We start from the raw sequence: 15,602 nt of genomic DNA on the forward strand, positions 1-15,602 counted from the left end.
TATTGCTATGTCATCAACAAAGAAAACCCAGCAAGACACAAACAAGTCCCGCTCCAGCCCGGCCGGGAAAAACGGCAAGGGCAGCGTGGTCCATGCGCTGCTGCTCACCATCGGCGGCCTGGTGCTGGCGGGCGTGGTGATAGCCGGTTTGCTGGTGACATATGCGCTGGTGGTCATGACGCCGCAGCTGCCGGCGCTGGACGCAATCACCGACTACCGGCCCAAAGTGCCGTTGCGCATCTACACCGCCGACCACGTCCTGATCGGCGAGTTCGGCGAAGAACGGCGCAGCCTGGTCAAGCTGGACGACATCCCGGCCGACATGAAGAATGCGGTGCTGGCGATTGAAGATGCGCGCTTCTACCAGCACGGCGGCATCGACGTCATCGGCATCCTGCGCGCAGGCGTGGCCGACATCTTGCATGGCGGCGCTTCGCAAGGCGCCAGCACCATCACCATGCAGGTCGCGCGCAATGTTTTCCTGTCCAGCGAAAAAACCTACTCGCGCAAGATCTATGAAATCCTGCTGGCCTACAAGATCGAGACAGCGCTGAGCAAGGACCAGATCCTTGAGGTTTACATGAACCAGATCTACCTGGGCCAGCGCTCATTTGGTTTCGCCGCCGCTGCGCGCACCTATTTCGGCAAGGACCTGAAGGACATCACGCTGGCGCAGGCGGCGATGCTGGCCGGCCTGCCGAAAGCGCCGTCCGCCTACAACCCGGTGGTGAATCCGAAGCGCGCCAGGATCCGCCAGGAATACATCCTGAAACGCATGCGCGACCTGGAATTCATCACCCAGCAACAGTACGACCAGGCGCTGGCGGAAGATATCCAGGTCAAGACCAAGGGCAACAACTACAGCGTGCATGCCGAGTACGCCATCGAAATGGTGCGCCAGATGCTGTACGCGCAATTCAAGGAAGACACGTATACCCGCGGCCTGAGCGTAATTACCACCCTCAACGCCGCCGACCAGCAGGCAGCCTATGACGCGGTACGCAAAGGCGTGATGGATTACGACCGCCGCCACGGCTACCGCGGACCGGAAGCCGCCATCGAGCTGCCGGCCGGCGGCGATGAGCGCGACCAGGCGATCGAAGACGCGCTGCAGGACAAGCCCGACAATGACGACATCCTGCCCGCCGTGGTGCTGAGCGCCGATCCCAAGCAGGTGCAGGCGATGCTGCGCAACGATACCGTGGTCACCATCGGCGGCGAGGGCTTGCGTCTTGCCGCTTCGGCGTTGAGTACGAAAGCCGGCAAGAACCTGAAGATCCAGAAGGGCTCGGTGATCCGCGTCATCAATACCGCCAAAGGCTGGCAGATCACGCAGCTGCCGCAAGTCGAGGCCACCATGGTGTCGCTGACGCCGCAAACCGGCGCCATCCGTTCCCTGGTCGGCGGTTTCGATTTCAACCAGAACAAATTCAACCACGTCACCCAGGCCTGGCGCCAGCCTGGTTCGACCTTCAAGCCGTTCATTTATTCGGCTGCGCTGGAAAAGGGTTTCGGACCGGCCTCCATCATCAACGATGCACCGGTGTCTTTCCCCGGCGCGCCTGGCCAGGGGCCGTGGGAGCCGAAGGACGACGACCAGCCTGACGGCCCGATGCCGCTGCGCACCGCCTTGCAGCGTTCAAAGAACCTGGTGTCGATCCGCCTGCTGGATGCGGTCGGCGTCAAGTACGCGCAGGAATTCGTCACCAGCCATTTCGGTTTCGATCTCGACAAGACCCCGCCTTACCTGCCTTTGGCCCTGGGTGCAGGGCAGGTCACGCCGCTGCAGCTGGTCGGCGCCTATGCAGTGCTGGCGAACGGCGGCTACCGCGTCAATCCCTACCTGATTTCGCAGGTGACCGATTCGCGCGGCGCCGTATTGACCAAGGTTGAACCGCAGGTAGCAGGCCAGAACGCCACGCGCGTGCTGGACGCGCGCAACAGCTACATCATGACCAGCCTGCTGCAGTCGGTGGCGCAGCGCGGCACCGGCGCCGGCACCAATGTACTGCGCCGCAGCGACCTGGCCGGCAAGACCGGTACTACCAACGATGCCTTCGACGGCTGGTTCGCCGGTTACCAGAACAGCCTGGTGGCGGTGGCCTGGATGGGCTACGACCAGCCGAAGAGCCTGGGCAGCCGCGAGTTCGGCGCGCAGCTGGCGCTGCCGATCTGGACCGAGTACATGGGCCGCGCCCTGCGTGGCGTACCTGAATACCAGATGCCTGTGCCGGCCGGGGTCACTACCATCAACAATGAGTTTTACTTCGACAATTTCACGCCGGGCAACGGCTTCATCGCCTCGCTGGGGCTGGGCGCCGGCGCGAGCGGAGCGCCGGTCGAAATCGGCCCGGACGGGACGCCTTTGCCTGCCCCTGCGCCGCAAACCAATCCGCAGGAAGACGAGAAGCAGAATATCCTGAAGCTGTTCGGCGGCCATTGACCGCCTGGCGGCGGCCGAAAAAAAACCGTCAATGCCCGGCAAGGGCATTGACGGTTTTTCTTTTGCGGACGGCGCCTACTGCAGCCAGGTCCGCTGCAGAATCTGCTGCTGCAGGTGCGGCGCCGCCAAGGTCCCGTAAACACGTCCGCCCATCGCCTCGCCGCGGCTGGCGATGAAGGCTTCGGCGATGATGGCCGGCGCGTGCTGCAGCATCAGTGCGCCCTGGACCGTCAGCACCAGGCGCTGCACGAAGCGGCGTCCCAGCATTTCGCGCTGCTCGGCCGGGGTCGCCAGGTCCTTTTGCAGCTCGTCCAGCATGCTGCGCAAACCGGGATGCTGGTTTGCCGTTTCGGCCAGCTGCGCCAGCAGCAAGCCGAAACCGGCCGGCTCGCGTTCGATCGCGCGCAGCACGTCCAGGCACATCACGTTGCCCGAACCTTCCCAGATCGAATTGACCGGTGCTTCCCGGTAAAAGCGCGCCATCGGGCCGGTTTCGACGTAGCCGTTGCCGCCCCAGATTTCCATGCATTCGCCGGTGAATTCCAGCGCCCGCTTGCAGATCCAGAATTTGGCGGCGGGCGTGACGATGCGGCGCCAGGCGCGCTGCAACGGATCGTCCGGCTGCTCGAAAGCGCTCGCCAGCTGCAGCATCAGCAGCGTCGCCGCTTCGCTTTCCAGGGCCAGGTCGGACAGCACGTTCTGCATCAGCGGCTGCTCCGCCAGGCGGCGGCCGAAAGCGCTGCGGTGGCGCGCGTGGTGCAGCGCCTGCACCAGCGCCTGGCGCATCAGGCCGGCGGAACCGATGACGCAGTCGAGGCGGGTGTGGTTGGCCATTTCGATGATGGTCGGGATGCCGCGGCCTTCGTCGCCGACCATGATGCCGAAGGCGTCCCGGAACTCCACCTCGCTGCTGGAATTGGAGCGGTTGCCGAGCTTGTCTTTCAGGCGCTGTATCTGTACCGGGTTCTTGCTGCCGTCGGGGCGCCAGCGCGGCACAAAAAAGCAGCTCAGGCCCATCTCGGTGCGCGCCAGCACCATATGGGCGTCGCACATGGGCGCCGAAAAAAACCATTTGTGGCCGGTCAGCAGGTAACCGGCGCCGCGTCCGCCGCCGCCTTCCAGCGGGACGGCGGCGGTGGTGTTGCTGCGGACGTCGGAGCCGCCTTGTTTTTCCGTCATGCCCATGCCGACCAGGATGGAATTCTTGTGCTCCAGCGCCAGGTCGCGGCTGTCATGTTCGCACGACAACAGTTTTGCCTGCAGCGCGGCAAACAGGGCCGGTTCCTGCTGCAGGACCGGGATCGAGGCGAACGTCATGGTGGTCGGGCAGAGCGATCCGGCTTCCAGCTGGGCATGCAGGAAATAACCGGCGGCCCGCGCCACGTGGCCGCCGCCTTGCGGCTTGATCCAGGGCAGGGCGTGCAAGCCTTCGCGGCGCAGCATGCCTAGCAAGGCATGCCAGGCCGGATGGAATTCGACGGCGTCGATGCGGTTGCCGAGGCGGTCGAAGGTAGCCAGTTCCGGCTGGTGGCGGTTGGCCAGTTCGGCCAGCTGCCAGCTTTCCTTGCTGCCGAGTTCGGCGCCGTAGCGCGCCAGCTGGCCGGCATGCCATTGACCGTGCAGGCGCTGCACGCCGGCCTGCAGGATAGTATCGTCCAGGTACAGGTTGTTGCCATACAGTTCAGGCGCCTGGTTGGTGACTTCGTGGGTTTGCCCTTGCATGAGCGGTCTCCTGGTTTTATGGGGCTGTCCCATCTGACTTTACCCCTTGTCTCCGCTCTCTGGAAGGTGTTGTCGAGCAATTATCTAGAGGCTGCCTTCAATCGGTTTGCCATGCGCCGGAATGACGCCGAGTTTAAAAACTGTGCGGGCTTCGTCTGTCAGGTAAAATGCTGTTTGTATTTCACAACCTGCCGCCCCTATCCGCTGCCTATGTCCTACCAAGTTCTCGCCCGTAAATATCGCCCCAGAAGCTTCGATACGCTGGTCGGCCAGGAACACGTCGTAAGGGCCTTGACGCACGCTTTGGAGCAACAGCGCCTGCACCACGCCTACCTGTTCACCGGCACCCGCGGCGTCGGCAAGACCACGTTGTCGCGGATCCTGGCGAAATCGCTCAATTGCATCGGCGCCGACGGCAACGGCGGCATCACCGCGACCCCGTGCGGCGTGTGCGAAGCTTGCGTGGCGATCGACGCCGGGCGCTTTGTCGACTATATCGAAATGGATGCGGCCTCGAACCGCGGCGTCGACGAAATGGCGCAGCTGCTGGAACAGGCTGTGTATGCGCCGTCCAACGCGCGCTTCAAGGTCTACATGATCGACGAAGTGCACATGCTGACCAACCACGCCTTCAACTCGATGCTGAAGACGCTGGAAGAGCCGCCAGAACATGTCAAGTTCATCCTGGCCACCACCGATCCGCAGAAAATCCCGGTAACGGTGCTGTCGCGCTGCCTGCAGTTCAACCTGAAGCAGATGCCGCCCGGCCATATCATCAGCCACCTTGACAATATCCTGGGCCAGGAACAGATCGAATTCGAGACCCCGGCCTTGCGCCTGCTGGCGCAGGGCGCCCACGGTTCGATGCGCGACGCGCTGTCGCTGACCGACCAGGCGATCGCCTATGCCGCCGGCAAGGTGACGCTGGAAGCGGTGCAAGGCATGCTGGGCGCGCTTGACCAGTCCTACCTGATCCGCGTGCTGGATGCGCTGGCGCTGAAAGACGGCCCCGGCTTGCTGGCGGTGGCCGACGACATGGCCAGCCGCAGCTTGTCATATAGCGCGGCGCTGCAGGACCTGGGCACCTTGCTGCACCGGGTCGCGCTGGCGCAAAGCGTTCCCGCGGCCTTGGCCGAGGATTTGCCGGAACGGGAAGAAGTGATCCGCCTGGCAGCCTTGTTCGATGCCGAAGAAGTACAGCTGTTCTACCAGATCGCCGTGCACGGCCGCAATGAACTGGGCCTGGCGCCGGACGAATACGCCGGTTTCTCGATGACGCTGCTGCGCATGCTGGCCTTCCGCCCGCAAGCCGACGGCAGCACCGTGACGCCGCCGCTGGCCAGCCGCCCGCGGCCGCAGGCCAGCGTGGCGCCAGCGGCAGCGGCGCCTGTATCGAGGCCGGCGCCGCCAGCCCAGGCGGCGCCGGCCGCCGCCCGCTTGAGCAGCGCTCCGCCCACGCTCAGCACCAGCGCGCCGGCAGCGCCTCCCGCCGGCAGCGGCGCCATGAGCCCGGCCAGGGCTGCGTTGGAAGCAGCGCGCGCGGCGTCGTCCCGCAAGGGCGGCGCGCCGGTGCGGCCGCAGCCTGGCCAGGCGCCGGCCGGCCAGCCGGCCGTGGTGGCCGTAGCGGACGCCAAACCGGCAGCGCCGGTCTACGTTCCGCAAAATTCGCCGGTGCCGCCTTGGGAAGAAGAGATTCCGCTGCCCATGGATTTGCCGGATACCGAATTCTCCAGTTCGGCGGCTGAAAAAAAAACTGAATCGTACGCACCATCCGCTCCGCAGCGCCCATCTCCCGCCAACGGCGTAGCGGGCAACGGCCGCCAGGCTGTGCGTCCCGAAGCCGTGGCGCCGCAACCGGCGGCTCCGGCGGAACCGCTGCCGCCGCTGGTGCTGCAACCCGATCCGAACCTGAACTGGGATGGCAACTGGCCGTTGCTGGCCGCCACCCTGGCGGTGCGCGGCGTAGCGCACCAGCTGGCGCAGCAGAGCGAACTGATCAAGTCCGACAGCAGCGGCCCGGCGGCCCAGTTCTATCTGCGGATTCCGTTCGATACCTTGCGTTCGGCCGGCAGTGTTGATAAGTTGGAGGCTGCGCTGGCTGAGCATTTCGGCCGGCCGGTCAAGGTGGAAACGGAGCTTGGCCAGGTCCGCCATACGGCAAATGCGCAGGCCATGGCGGCGCAGGCCGAACGGCAGCGCCTGGCAGAGCAGACCGCAAAAAACGATCCTTTCATCCAGAGCATGGTGCGCGAATTCGGCGCTTCCATCGTACCGGGATCGGTCAAGCCCCTGGGCTGAAACGGCAAGCAGCAGGGCGCGCCGGCATGACGCCGGGCGCCATTTGAAACACCGGTTAAATTATCTGTTTTTATAGGAGAAGCACCATGATGAAGGGCCAACTGGCAGGGCTGATGAAACAAGCCCAGGCAATGCAGGACAACATGAAGAAGATGCAAGACCAACTGGCCTTGATCGAAGTCGAAGGCGAGTCGGGCGCGGGCCTGGTGAAAGTCGTGATGACGTGCAAGAACGCGGTCAAGCGCGTGGCGATCGACGCTTCGCTGTTGGCTGACGACAAGGACATGCTGGAAGACCTGGTAGCCGCAGCGTTCAACGATGCGGTGCGCAAGGCGGAAGCGCTGTCGGCTGAAAAGATGTCGGGCCTGACCGCCGGCATGCCTGCCGGCTTCAAACTGCCATTCTGACCAGACGCCGTGGTCGATCGGATCAATAAGCGCTGCACGACTCAAGGTTCGTGCGGTGTTTCGCAGGTAATGAAACTTAATAACTACATTCTGTGAAAATTCCTTCCAGTCTTACCTTGCTCACCGAAGCCTTGCGTCATCTGCCCGGCGTCGGTCCGAAGTCGGCTCAGCGCATGGCTTACCACTTGCTGCAGCACGACCGCGACGGCGCAGCGCTGCTGGGGCGGGCGCTGACCCAGGCGGTCGAGCAGATCCGCCACTGCGCGCTGTGCAATACCTTCACCGAGAACGAGGTGTGCGAAACCTGCCTCGACCCCGAGCGCGATCCGACCTTGCTGTGCGTGGTGGAAACGCCGACCGACCAGCTGATGATCGAGCAGACCCTGACTTTCAAGGGGTTGTATTTTGTCCTGATGGGGCGCTTGTCGCCGCTGGATGGCATCGGTCCAAAGGATATCCAGCTGGAGAAACTGATCAGCCGCGCTACCGACGGCGTGGTCACCGAAGTGGTGCTGGCCACCAATTTCACCAACGAAGGCGAGGCCACCGCCCACTACATCAGCGAAACCATGAAAGCGCGCGGCCTGCAGGTCAGCCGCCTGGCGCGCGGCGTGCCGGTGGGCGGCGAACTGGAGTATGTCGACGCCGGCACCATCGCGCGCGCCATGCTGGACCGGCGCGCGACCTGACAGGCCGGAGCGCCATGCCAAAAAAACATAGCGGTAGTCCGAATTAATTCCGCTCGGGCAGTATTATCATCGTTATCATAGCTCGTAGAAGGCGTAACCAGTTTCGAGACAGCCGCGCCAAGACGGCAAAGAAAACAACCATTGCACACAAACAGCAGTGAAATAACCCTGGATATACGAGGAGACAATATGAAATTCAGCTGGAAGCAGTTCGGCATCGCCCTTTGCCTGTTCTTGGCGGGGTACTTTACCTTCAACGGCAAACTGTTTGCGCAGACCCCCGAGAAAACCAAGGTGGCGATCGCGGTGGGCGGCAAGAACCTGTTTTATTACCTGCCGCTGACGATCGCCGAGCAGCTCGGTTATTTCAAGGATGAAGGACTGGACGTCACGATTTCCGATTTCGCCGGCGGCGCCAAGGCTTTGCAGGCGCTGGTCGGCGGCAGCGCCGATGTGGTTTCCGGCGCGTTCGAGCACACCATCAGCATGCAGGCCAAGAACCAGCATATCGTCGCCTTCGTGTTGCAGGGCAGGGCGCCGCAAATCGTCATGGGCGTGTCCAACAAGACCATGCCTAACTACAAGTCGATCGCCGACCTGAAGGGCAAGAAGATCGGCGTCACCGCGCCGGGTTCGTCGACCAGCATGATGTCCAATTTCGTGCTGGCCAAGGGCGGCCTGAAACCGACCGATGTTTCCTATATCGGCGTCGGCGCTTCGGCCGGCGCCTTGTCGGCGCTGCGTTCCGGCGCCATCGACGTGATCGCCAACCTCGATCCGCTGATCACCATGATGCAGCAGAATAACGAGATCAGGATCATCGCCGACACCCGCACCCTGAAAGACACCAACGCCGTGTTCGGCGGCCCGATGCCGGCCGCGACCCTGTACGCCTCGGCCGACTTCATCAAGAAATATCCGAACACCACGCAAGCCTTGACCAACGCCATGGTGCGCGCGCTGAAATGGCTGCAGAAAGCCGGGCCGTCGGACATCGTCAAGGCGGTGCCGGAAAGCTACCAGCTGGGCGACCGCGCGCTGTACATCGAAGCCTTCATGAAAGTGCGCGAGGCGATTTCGCCGGACGGCACCATCCCTGAGGCCGGACCGCAAGTCGCGCTGCGCACCTTGCAGGCATTCGATCCTGACCTGGCCGGCAAGAATATCGACCTGTCGCAAACTTACACCAACGAGTTTGTAAAGAAGGCCAACGCCAAGTACAAATAATCGACGGGACGGCGCGCATGGGTCGCCCTGTGCGCGTCGTCCGCGGTTTTCCAGGACGGCGCCGAGGCTGCTGCCGTCACAAGCCCATCCATATTCCCATGACTCCAGCCCTCTTTCTCGACAACGTCAGTTGCACCTTCATCTCCAAGGATGACCGTTCCCAGCGCTACACCGCGGTAGCGGACACCAGCCTGTCGATCGCGCCGGGCGAATTCGTGTCCGTGGTGGGCCCGACCGGCTGCGGCAAATCGACCCTGCTCAACGTCGGCGCCGGGTTGCTGCAGCCCTCGTCCGGCACCGTCCAGGTATTTGGCGAGCCGCTGCTCGGCATCAACCGCCGCGCCGGCTACATGTTCCAGGCGGAAGCGCTGATGCCGTGGCGCAGCGCGCTGCAAAACGTCATCGCCGGCCTGCAGTACCGCGAAACCGATGAAGCCAAGGCGCGCCAGCTGGGCGAGGAATGGCTGGCGCGGGTCGGCCTGCAAGGCTTCGGCGACCGCTATCCGCACCAGCTGTCGGGCGGCATGCGCAAGCGCGTGGCGCTGGCCCAGACCTTGATCCTCGATCCCGACATCATCCTGATGGATGAGCCGTTTTCAGCGCTGGATATACAGACCCGGCAATTGATGGAAAACGAAGTGCTGGAACTGTGGAGCGCCAAGCGCAAGGCGGTGCTGTTCATTACCCACGACCTGGACGAGGCGATCGCCATGTCGGACCGGGTGGTGGTGCTGTCGGCCGGGCCCGGCACCCATCCGATAGGCGAATTCGTGATCGACCTGCCGCGGCCGCGCGACGTGGCGGAAATCCGCAACGAACCGCGCTTTGTCGAATTGCACCAGCAGATCTGGAGCGTGCTGCGCGATGAGGTGCTCAAGGGTTACCAGCAACAGAAGAAAGTCGCCTAGCAGCAAGCCGGCAAGCAATTCGTGGAACCAGGAAAACAGGGATAAAACAGGATCATGTGGAAAGCCATCAAGCCCAATTATAAAAATCTGCGCGTCTATCAAGTGCTGGTGCTGCTGATATTTTTCTGCATCTGGCACCTGGCCACGCGCAATCCGCAGACCGCGTTTTTCTTTGGCGAGCCGCTCAAGGTGCTGCTGCGCATCTGGCAATGGTTTACAGTCGGCAGCGGTTCGGTGGAAGTCGGTTTCGGCGACCATACCTGGTTCACCCTGGTTTTCCCGGCGGAGATTTATTCGCACCTGCTGGTGACGCTGACCGAAACCATGCTGGCGTTTGGCATCGGCACGGTGTTCGGCCTCGGCGTCGGCCTGTGGCTGGCCTTGTCGCCGTTGACCTCGGCTATCCTCGATCCCTACATCAAGGCCTCGAACGCCATGCCGCGCGTGATCCTGGCGCCGATTTTTGCCATGTGGTTCGGGCTCGGCATCTGGTCCAAGGTGGCGCTGGCGGTGACGCTGGTGTTTTTCATCGTGTTTTTCAACGTCTACCAGGGCGTGAAGGAAGTCAGCCCGGTGGTGCTGGCGAACGCCCGCATGCTGGGCGCCAACCAGCGCCAGCTGCTGCGCACGGTGTACCTGCCGTCGGCCACTTCCTGGGTGTTTTCCAGCCTGCACACGTCGGTCGGCCTGGCTTTCGTCGGCGTCATTGTCGGCGAATACCTCGGTTCGGCGCGCGGCGTCGGCTACCTGATCCTGCAGGCCGAGGGCAGCTTTGACATCAACACCGTGTTTGCCGGCATCCTGGTGCTGACGGCGTTTGCGCTGGTGCTCGATACCGTGGTGGGGATGATCGAAAAACGCCTGATGAAGTGGCAGCCGAAGAGCGGCGAAACAGAGCGCTTGTAAAGACTGCTGCAGCGCGTCTAGCCGCCATGGCAAGACCGGGCCTGCTGATTGCAAAAGGAGCTTGCCAGAGAAAATGGCATTCTCTCAAGCAAGCAGGCGGCTATCTCCATGCATTTGCCGCGATTAGCTGCAAATCCGGTTGCGTATGCCATCCAATCGCCTATTCTCATCATGTCATAGTGCTTATGTTGCCAGTTCTCCAATGTAATAAAATGCCGACCCCCAGATGAATGCCCGGCAGGGGCTTTTGATGGATCCGATGAGCATCTGCAACAACCGCTAGCGAACGACGGTTGGGGTGCTCCTTGGCTTTTGAGGAGAAATACATGACAAAACTCGACCTTTCGCGTCGCAGTTTTCTGAAGGCCAGCGTAGTGGCCGGGGTCTCGGTATACGTGGCGCCCATGGGCGGCAAGGCGTTCGCCGCCCTGTTTGAAGAAAAAATCCTGACGCCCGTCCAGTGGGACAGCGGCAACGGCCAGGTCAAGTTTCGTATCGATGGCATCGCCAAGGTCACCGGCGCCAAGGTGTTCGCGCGCGACGTACGCGCCCGCGACATGCCGCACTGGCCGGACCAGCAGGCGCACGCCTTCATCCTGCGCGCCACCAAGGCTGACCGCAGTTTCCTCGGTGTCGACCTCGGCTTGCTGGGCGACGAACTGAAGCCGGACCGCGTGGTCACCGCCGCCGACCTGGCGCGCGACGGCGTCGCGTTCCCAGCGTTTTACGGCGAAGACATGCTGCTGCCGGCCGGCAAGACCGCGGCCTACCTGGGGCATGCCGTGGCGATCCTGATCTACAACGATTTCGCCAGCTTCCGCTTTGCCAAGGACAAATTGCAGTTCAAGGATGAAGTGATCCAGTACGGCCCCGTCACCGGGCCGCTGGAACGCGATCCCTGGGGCACATTCCGTTTCGTGCGCGTCGGCGGCGCGACATCGTTCGACGACGATGTCTTTTCCAGCCTGAAGAACGCACCGGTGTTCCCGAGCATGATGCGCAAGCACCAGCCGGTATGGCCGGACGGCCAGGAACACGGCAAGCTGGGCGAGCAGGGCATGTTCCATGCGGCCCAGATCCAGCAGCAGCTGGACCACCCGCCGGCAAGCTGGCTGGTCATGGAGCGCGACTACGGCACGCAGTCGGTAGACACCGCCGCGCTGGAGCCGGACAACGCCAACTGCTGGTACGACAGCGTCAATCAGGCCCTGCACATGGTAGTGCCGACGCAGTCGCCGGGCGAAGTGGTGGACAGCGCCATCGAGATGATGAAAAAGGGCAAGTTCCCGCTCAAGCAGCTGTTCCTCCATCCTTGCTATACCGTCGGCTACGGCTCCAAGGACCACTACAATTTCCCGTTCTACGGCCTGCTGACTTCCCTGTATGCGGATGGCAAGCCGGTGCGCCTGGCCAACGACCGCTACGAGCAGTTCCAGACCGCGATCAAGCGCCACGCCTTCAAGATGCACTACCGCATCGCGGTCGACCGCGAGACCGGCCTGCTGCAATCGTTCAAGGGCGAGTTCGAAGCCAACGGCGGCGGCCGCGCCAACTTCTCGCCGTCGGTAGCGATGGTGGGCGCCACCGCCGCGCAATCGATTTATTATTTCCCGAAAACCGACCTGGCTGCGGTCGCCATCGCCACCCGCGCGATCGATGCCGGCTCCGCGCGCGGCTACGGCACGCTGCAAAGCATGGCGGCGACCGAGATGATGATCGACGAAATGGCGGAAAAACTCGGCCTCGACGCCATCGATTTCCGCCTCAAGAATGCGCTGCGCTCGGGCATGAAAAACACCCAGGGCGCGATTCCCGCCGGCGCGATCCGGGTCGACGAAGTGCTGCAGAAAGCCAAGAACCATCCTCTGTGGATCAACCGCGGCAAGAAAAAAACCGAATACGAAGCCGGCCATCCGGGCTATCGTTATGGCGTGGGATTTGCCTGCGTGCAGAAGGACTTCGGCACCGGCGCCGAGACCTCGTTCGCCAAGGTCGAAATCAGCGCCGACGGCCAGATCCACCTGTCGCACAGCGCGGCAGAGATCGGCACCGGCATGTCGACCTCGCAAGCGATCGCCTGCGCCAAATGGCTGGGCAAGCCGGCCCATGAAGTGCGCACCTCGGTCACCGACTGGAGCGACCTGCCGGTGGTCACCAGCGGCGATCCTTACATCATGAGCCAGGCCGAGCAAGACAAGCTGGCCGCCAATCCGCGCTGGTCGCCGGGTTATTCCTCGCCGTCCAGCGCCACCAACTCAGCCTTCTACTTTACCCACAGCACGCGCGAAGCCGCGCGCGTAATCTTCATGCACGGCCTGTGGCCGGCGGCGATGGCGATCTGGAGCCAGGGCATAGGCGGCGGCCAGGCCGCGCCGCTGGTGGTGCGGGTCGAGGATGCGCGCTGGGTCGACGGCAAGCTGTCGGCCGCCGGGCTGGAAGCGCTGCTCTATGAACGGCTGGTGAAGAAAGCCCACGAGCTGGGGCTGGTGACCGGCGCCACCGTGCACGTGTTCAACCGCTGGCAATGGACGGAAGCCGAGTTCGAGATCCTCGGCAGCCTGGTCAGGATCCCGCTCGACGGCCTGTCGCTGCGTTACGGCGAGGGCGCCGACAAGACGCGCAAGGCCAGGATGAACACCGCCGGCGGTTACGAAGTGCTGAACCGCAAGAAGGTTTTCATCCCGCCGACCCAGCGCAACAACGCCGCCGTGACATACTACAGCGCGGTCGGCACGCTGGTCGAACTGGCGGTGCACGAAGCCAGCGGCAAGGTCGAGTTGCTGACCCATCACTCGATCATGGAATGCGGCAACCAGATTTCGCCGCAGCTGGTTTCCGGCCAGCTGCAGGGCGGCTTGGCGATGGGCATCGGCCATGCCTTGCATGAGTATCTGCCGCTGTACGAGGACGGCCCCGGCAACGGCAGCTGGAATTTCAACCGCTACCACCTGCCGCGCGCCAAGGATGTCGCGGTCTGGACCCAGACCAGCGAAGTGCTGCCGCCGCTGACCGAAACCGACCCGCCCAAGGGCATCGCCGAAGTGGTGATGATCCCGGTGGTCGGCGCCATCGTCAACGGCATCGCCCACGCTATCGGCCATCGTTTCACCGACCTGCCGGTAACCCCACAAAATATCCAGGAGGCTCTGGCATGAGCATGACTATCCATCCCATCACCATGCATATCAACGGCAAGCCGGTCGGACCGGTGCCGGTACCGGAAGGCATCATGATGATCGATTTCCTGCATGAATACCTGGACCTGACCGGTTCGCGCCTGGGTTGCGGCCAGGGCGTCTGCCGCGCTTGCGTGGTGATCCTCGACAAGCCCGACGGCACTAGCGAAGAAGTGCGTTCCTGCATCACCGGCGCCCATTTTTTCGAGGGCAAGAAAGTGCGCACCGTCGAAGGCCACGCCCAGCGCAACGAAAAGGGCGAAGTGGTGGCGCTGTCGCCGATCCAGCAGAAATTCCTGGAACACTACAGTTTCCAGTGCGGCTACTGCACGCCCGGTTTCGTCAACGCGGCGACGGTGCTGCTGGAGAAACTGAAACGCCAGCCGGTTGGCAAGGAGCAGCTCGACCAGGCCATCACCGATGGATTGAACGACCATATCTGCCGCTGCACCGGCTACGTCCGCTACTTCGAGGCGGTCAAGGAAGTGGCGCTGGCGACCCCGGGACTGGTAAAGGATGGCAAGTGATGACCAAGCTCCGGTACCTGCGCAAGGTTTTGCATATGGCGGCCGCGCCGCTGCTGGCGACGGCCTTGCTGGCCGCCTGCGATAGCGGCAGCAGTCCGGCTGCGCCAGCCGCCGGCAATGCGGTCAAGCCGGGCAGCGCCGACCAGCTGGCGCTTGGCCGCTACCTGGCCAAAGCCGCCGATTGCGCCGCCTGCCACACCACCGCCAGCGGCGCGCCGTTTGCCGGCGGCGTCGAGCTGGCTTCGCCGTTCGGCAAATTCTACGGCTCCAACATCACGCCGGACAAACAGCACGGCATCGGCAAATGGAGCGCCGACCAGTTCTACAAGGCCCTGCATGACGGCGTGACGCCGGACAAGCACTTGTACCCAGCCATGCCGTACACCTCGTACCGCTCGATGACGCGCGCCGACAGCGACGCCATCTATGCCTACCTGATGCAGCAGAAGCCGGTCGCCGTGTCGAGCAAGGAGGCGGACCTGAAATTCCCGTACAACATGCGCTTCGGCATGATGTTCTGGAATGTGCCGTTCCTGAAGAATTCGCTGAGCGACGCTTCCGCCGGCCAGTCTCCTGCCTGGCTGCGCGGCCAGTACCTGAGCAATGCGCTCGGCCATTGCGCGGAATGCCATTCGCCGCGCGGCGCATTCGGCCAGCTCGATTTGTCGAAACCGCTGGCCGGCGCCGCGCTGGGCCGCGTCGCCGCGCCGGATATCACGCCCGCCGGCCTGGCTGCGGTGGGCTGGACGGCGGCCGGCCTGCAGACCTTCTTCGCCACCGGTATCGCGCCTCAGGGTTCGGCCTACGGCGAAATGTTCCCGGTGGTGCACCTGAGTACGCAATACCTGAGCAAGGAGGACCTGAGCGCCGTCGTCACTTACCTGCTGGGCGACAAGCCGTTGCCGCCTGAACCAGTCAAGGCCATCAACGCCGAACTGGATGCCGGCAAGCGTTTGTATACGGCGGTCTGCGCCGGTTGCCATGGTTTCCAGGGCGAAGGCAAGCCGCATGTGGCGGTGGCGATGAAGGGTAATTCGACGGTGCGCAACGCCGATCCGCATAACCTGATCGTGGCGATGCTGGACGGGATCGAAGCGCAGAAATTTCCCGGCACGGAAAGCCTGCAGGACATGCCGGGTTTCGCCGGCCAGCTGAGCGACAAGGAGCTGGCGCAACTGTCCAACTTCCTGCGCGCTGCCTGGGGCGGCCAGCCAGCGGACATCACCCCGGACCGCATCAAAGGCATGCGGCTGACGGCAGCGCACTGAAGCCCGGCCTCAGGAACAGGATCGGCCGTGC

Annotated in this window: 11 protein-coding genes; 10 read left to right on the forward strand and 1 reads right to left on the reverse strand. The window is 63.3% G+C overall.

What is annotated here, in order from left to right; translation table 11 throughout:
• Positions 1-7 precede the first annotated feature (7 nt).
• Positions 8-2,443 carry a penicillin-binding protein 1A gene (locus AC07RZ_RS07045; RefSeq protein ID WP_494667406.1) on the forward strand — a complete coding sequence of 812 codons (2,436 nt, stop codon included), beginning with the start codon at positions 8-10 and terminating at the stop codon, positions 2,441-2,443.
• A gap of 75 nt (positions 2,444-2,518) precedes the next feature.
• Here the strand turns inward: AC07RZ_RS07045 and AC07RZ_RS07050 are convergent, their stop codons facing one another.
• Entirely contained in the window at positions 2,519-4,165 is a 1,647-nt protein-coding gene (locus AC07RZ_RS07050) for an isovaleryl-CoA dehydrogenase (RefSeq protein WP_494667407.1), read from the reverse strand.
• A 210-nt stretch (positions 4,166-4,375) separates the two neighbouring features.
• On the opposite strand from AC07RZ_RS07050, the gene AC07RZ_RS07055 reads away from it, so the two are divergent.
• From AC07RZ_RS07055 to AC07RZ_RS07095, 9 genes are all read left to right on the forward strand, one after another.
• A complete protein-coding gene (locus AC07RZ_RS07055; protein WP_494667408.1) occupies positions 4,376-6,463 on the forward strand; it encodes a DNA polymerase III subunit gamma/tau in 2,088 nt (695 codons plus the stop codon).
• An 86-nt stretch (positions 6,464-6,549) separates the two neighbouring features.
• A complete protein-coding gene (locus AC07RZ_RS07060) occupies positions 6,550-6,870 on the forward strand; it encodes a YbaB/EbfC family nucleoid-associated protein (RefSeq protein WP_014006791.1) in 321 nt (106 codons plus the stop codon).
• Between the two features lie 92 nt (positions 6,871-6,962).
• On the forward strand, positions 6,963-7,559 hold the full coding sequence (recR, locus tag AC07RZ_RS07065; protein WP_186450506.1) for a recombination mediator RecR: 597 nt from the start codon (positions 6,963-6,965) through the stop codon (positions 7,557-7,559).
• A 189-nt stretch (positions 7,560-7,748) separates the two neighbouring features.
• Entirely contained in the window at positions 7,749-8,786 is a 1,038-nt protein-coding gene (locus AC07RZ_RS07070; RefSeq protein WP_494667409.1) for an ABC transporter substrate-binding protein, read from the forward strand.
• A 98-nt stretch (positions 8,787-8,884) separates the two neighbouring features.
• Positions 8,885-9,694, forward strand: a complete 810-nt coding sequence (locus AC07RZ_RS07075; protein WP_494667410.1) for an ABC transporter ATP-binding protein — start codon at positions 8,885-8,887, stop codon at positions 9,692-9,694.
• Positions 9,695-9,748: 54 nt separating this feature from the next.
• Entirely contained in the window at positions 9,749-10,600 is an 852-nt protein-coding gene (locus tag AC07RZ_RS07080) for an ABC transporter permease (RefSeq protein ID WP_092393168.1), read from the forward strand.
• Between the two features lie 326 nt (positions 10,601-10,926).
• On the forward strand, positions 10,927-13,755 hold the full coding sequence (locus AC07RZ_RS07085) for a xanthine dehydrogenase family protein molybdopterin-binding subunit (RefSeq protein ID WP_494667411.1): 2,829 nt from the start codon (positions 10,927-10,929) through the stop codon (positions 13,753-13,755).
• Positions 13,752-14,303 (forward strand): (2Fe-2S)-binding protein, encoded by a 552-nt coding sequence (locus AC07RZ_RS07090; RefSeq protein WP_494667412.1) that lies wholly within the window; start codon positions 13,752-13,754, stop codon positions 14,301-14,303. The genes AC07RZ_RS07085 and AC07RZ_RS07090 overlap by 4 nt, the downstream gene beginning before the upstream one ends.
• A complete protein-coding gene (locus AC07RZ_RS07095; protein WP_494667413.1) occupies positions 14,303-15,571 on the forward strand; it encodes a c-type cytochrome in 1,269 nt (422 codons plus the stop codon). Before AC07RZ_RS07090 ends, AC07RZ_RS07095 begins: the two co-directional genes overlap by 1 nt.
• Positions 15,572-15,602: the final 31 nt, after the last annotated feature.

The sequence above is a fragment of the Collimonas sp. GW821-FHT07E08 genome (assembly GCF_059418905.1).

Coding starts and splice junctions, on each gene's coding strand:
- AC07RZ_RS07085 (WP_494667411.1), top strand. CDS start 10,927: ATGACAAAACTCGACCTTTCGCGTCGCAGTTTTCTGAAGGCCAGCGTA.
- AC07RZ_RS07070 (WP_494667409.1), top strand. CDS start 7,749: ATGAAATTCAGCTGGAAGCAGTTCGGCATCGCCCTTTGCCTGTTCTTG.
- AC07RZ_RS07055 (WP_494667408.1), top strand. CDS start 4,376: ATGTCCTACCAAGTTCTCGCCCGTAAATATCGCCCCAGAAGCTTCGAT.
- AC07RZ_RS07060 (WP_014006791.1), top strand. CDS start 6,550: ATGATGAAGGGCCAACTGGCAGGGCTGATGAAACAAGCCCAGGCAATG.
- AC07RZ_RS07075 (WP_494667410.1), top strand. CDS start 8,885: ATGACTCCAGCCCTCTTTCTCGACAACGTCAGTTGCACCTTCATCTCC.
- AC07RZ_RS07095 (WP_494667413.1), top strand. CDS start 14,303: ATGACCAAGCTCCGGTACCTGCGCAAGGTTTTGCATATGGCGGCCGCG.
- AC07RZ_RS07050 (WP_494667407.1), bottom strand. CDS start 4,165: ATGCAAGGGCAAACCCACGAAGTCACCAACCAGGCGCCTGAACTGTAT.
- AC07RZ_RS07045 (WP_494667406.1), top strand. CDS start 8: ATGTCATCAACAAAGAAAACCCAGCAAGACACAAACAAGTCCCGCTCC.
- AC07RZ_RS07080 (WP_092393168.1), top strand. CDS start 9,749: ATGTGGAAAGCCATCAAGCCCAATTATAAAAATCTGCGCGTCTATCAA.
- AC07RZ_RS07090 (WP_494667412.1), top strand. CDS start 13,752: ATGAGCATGACTATCCATCCCATCACCATGCATATCAACGGCAAGCCG.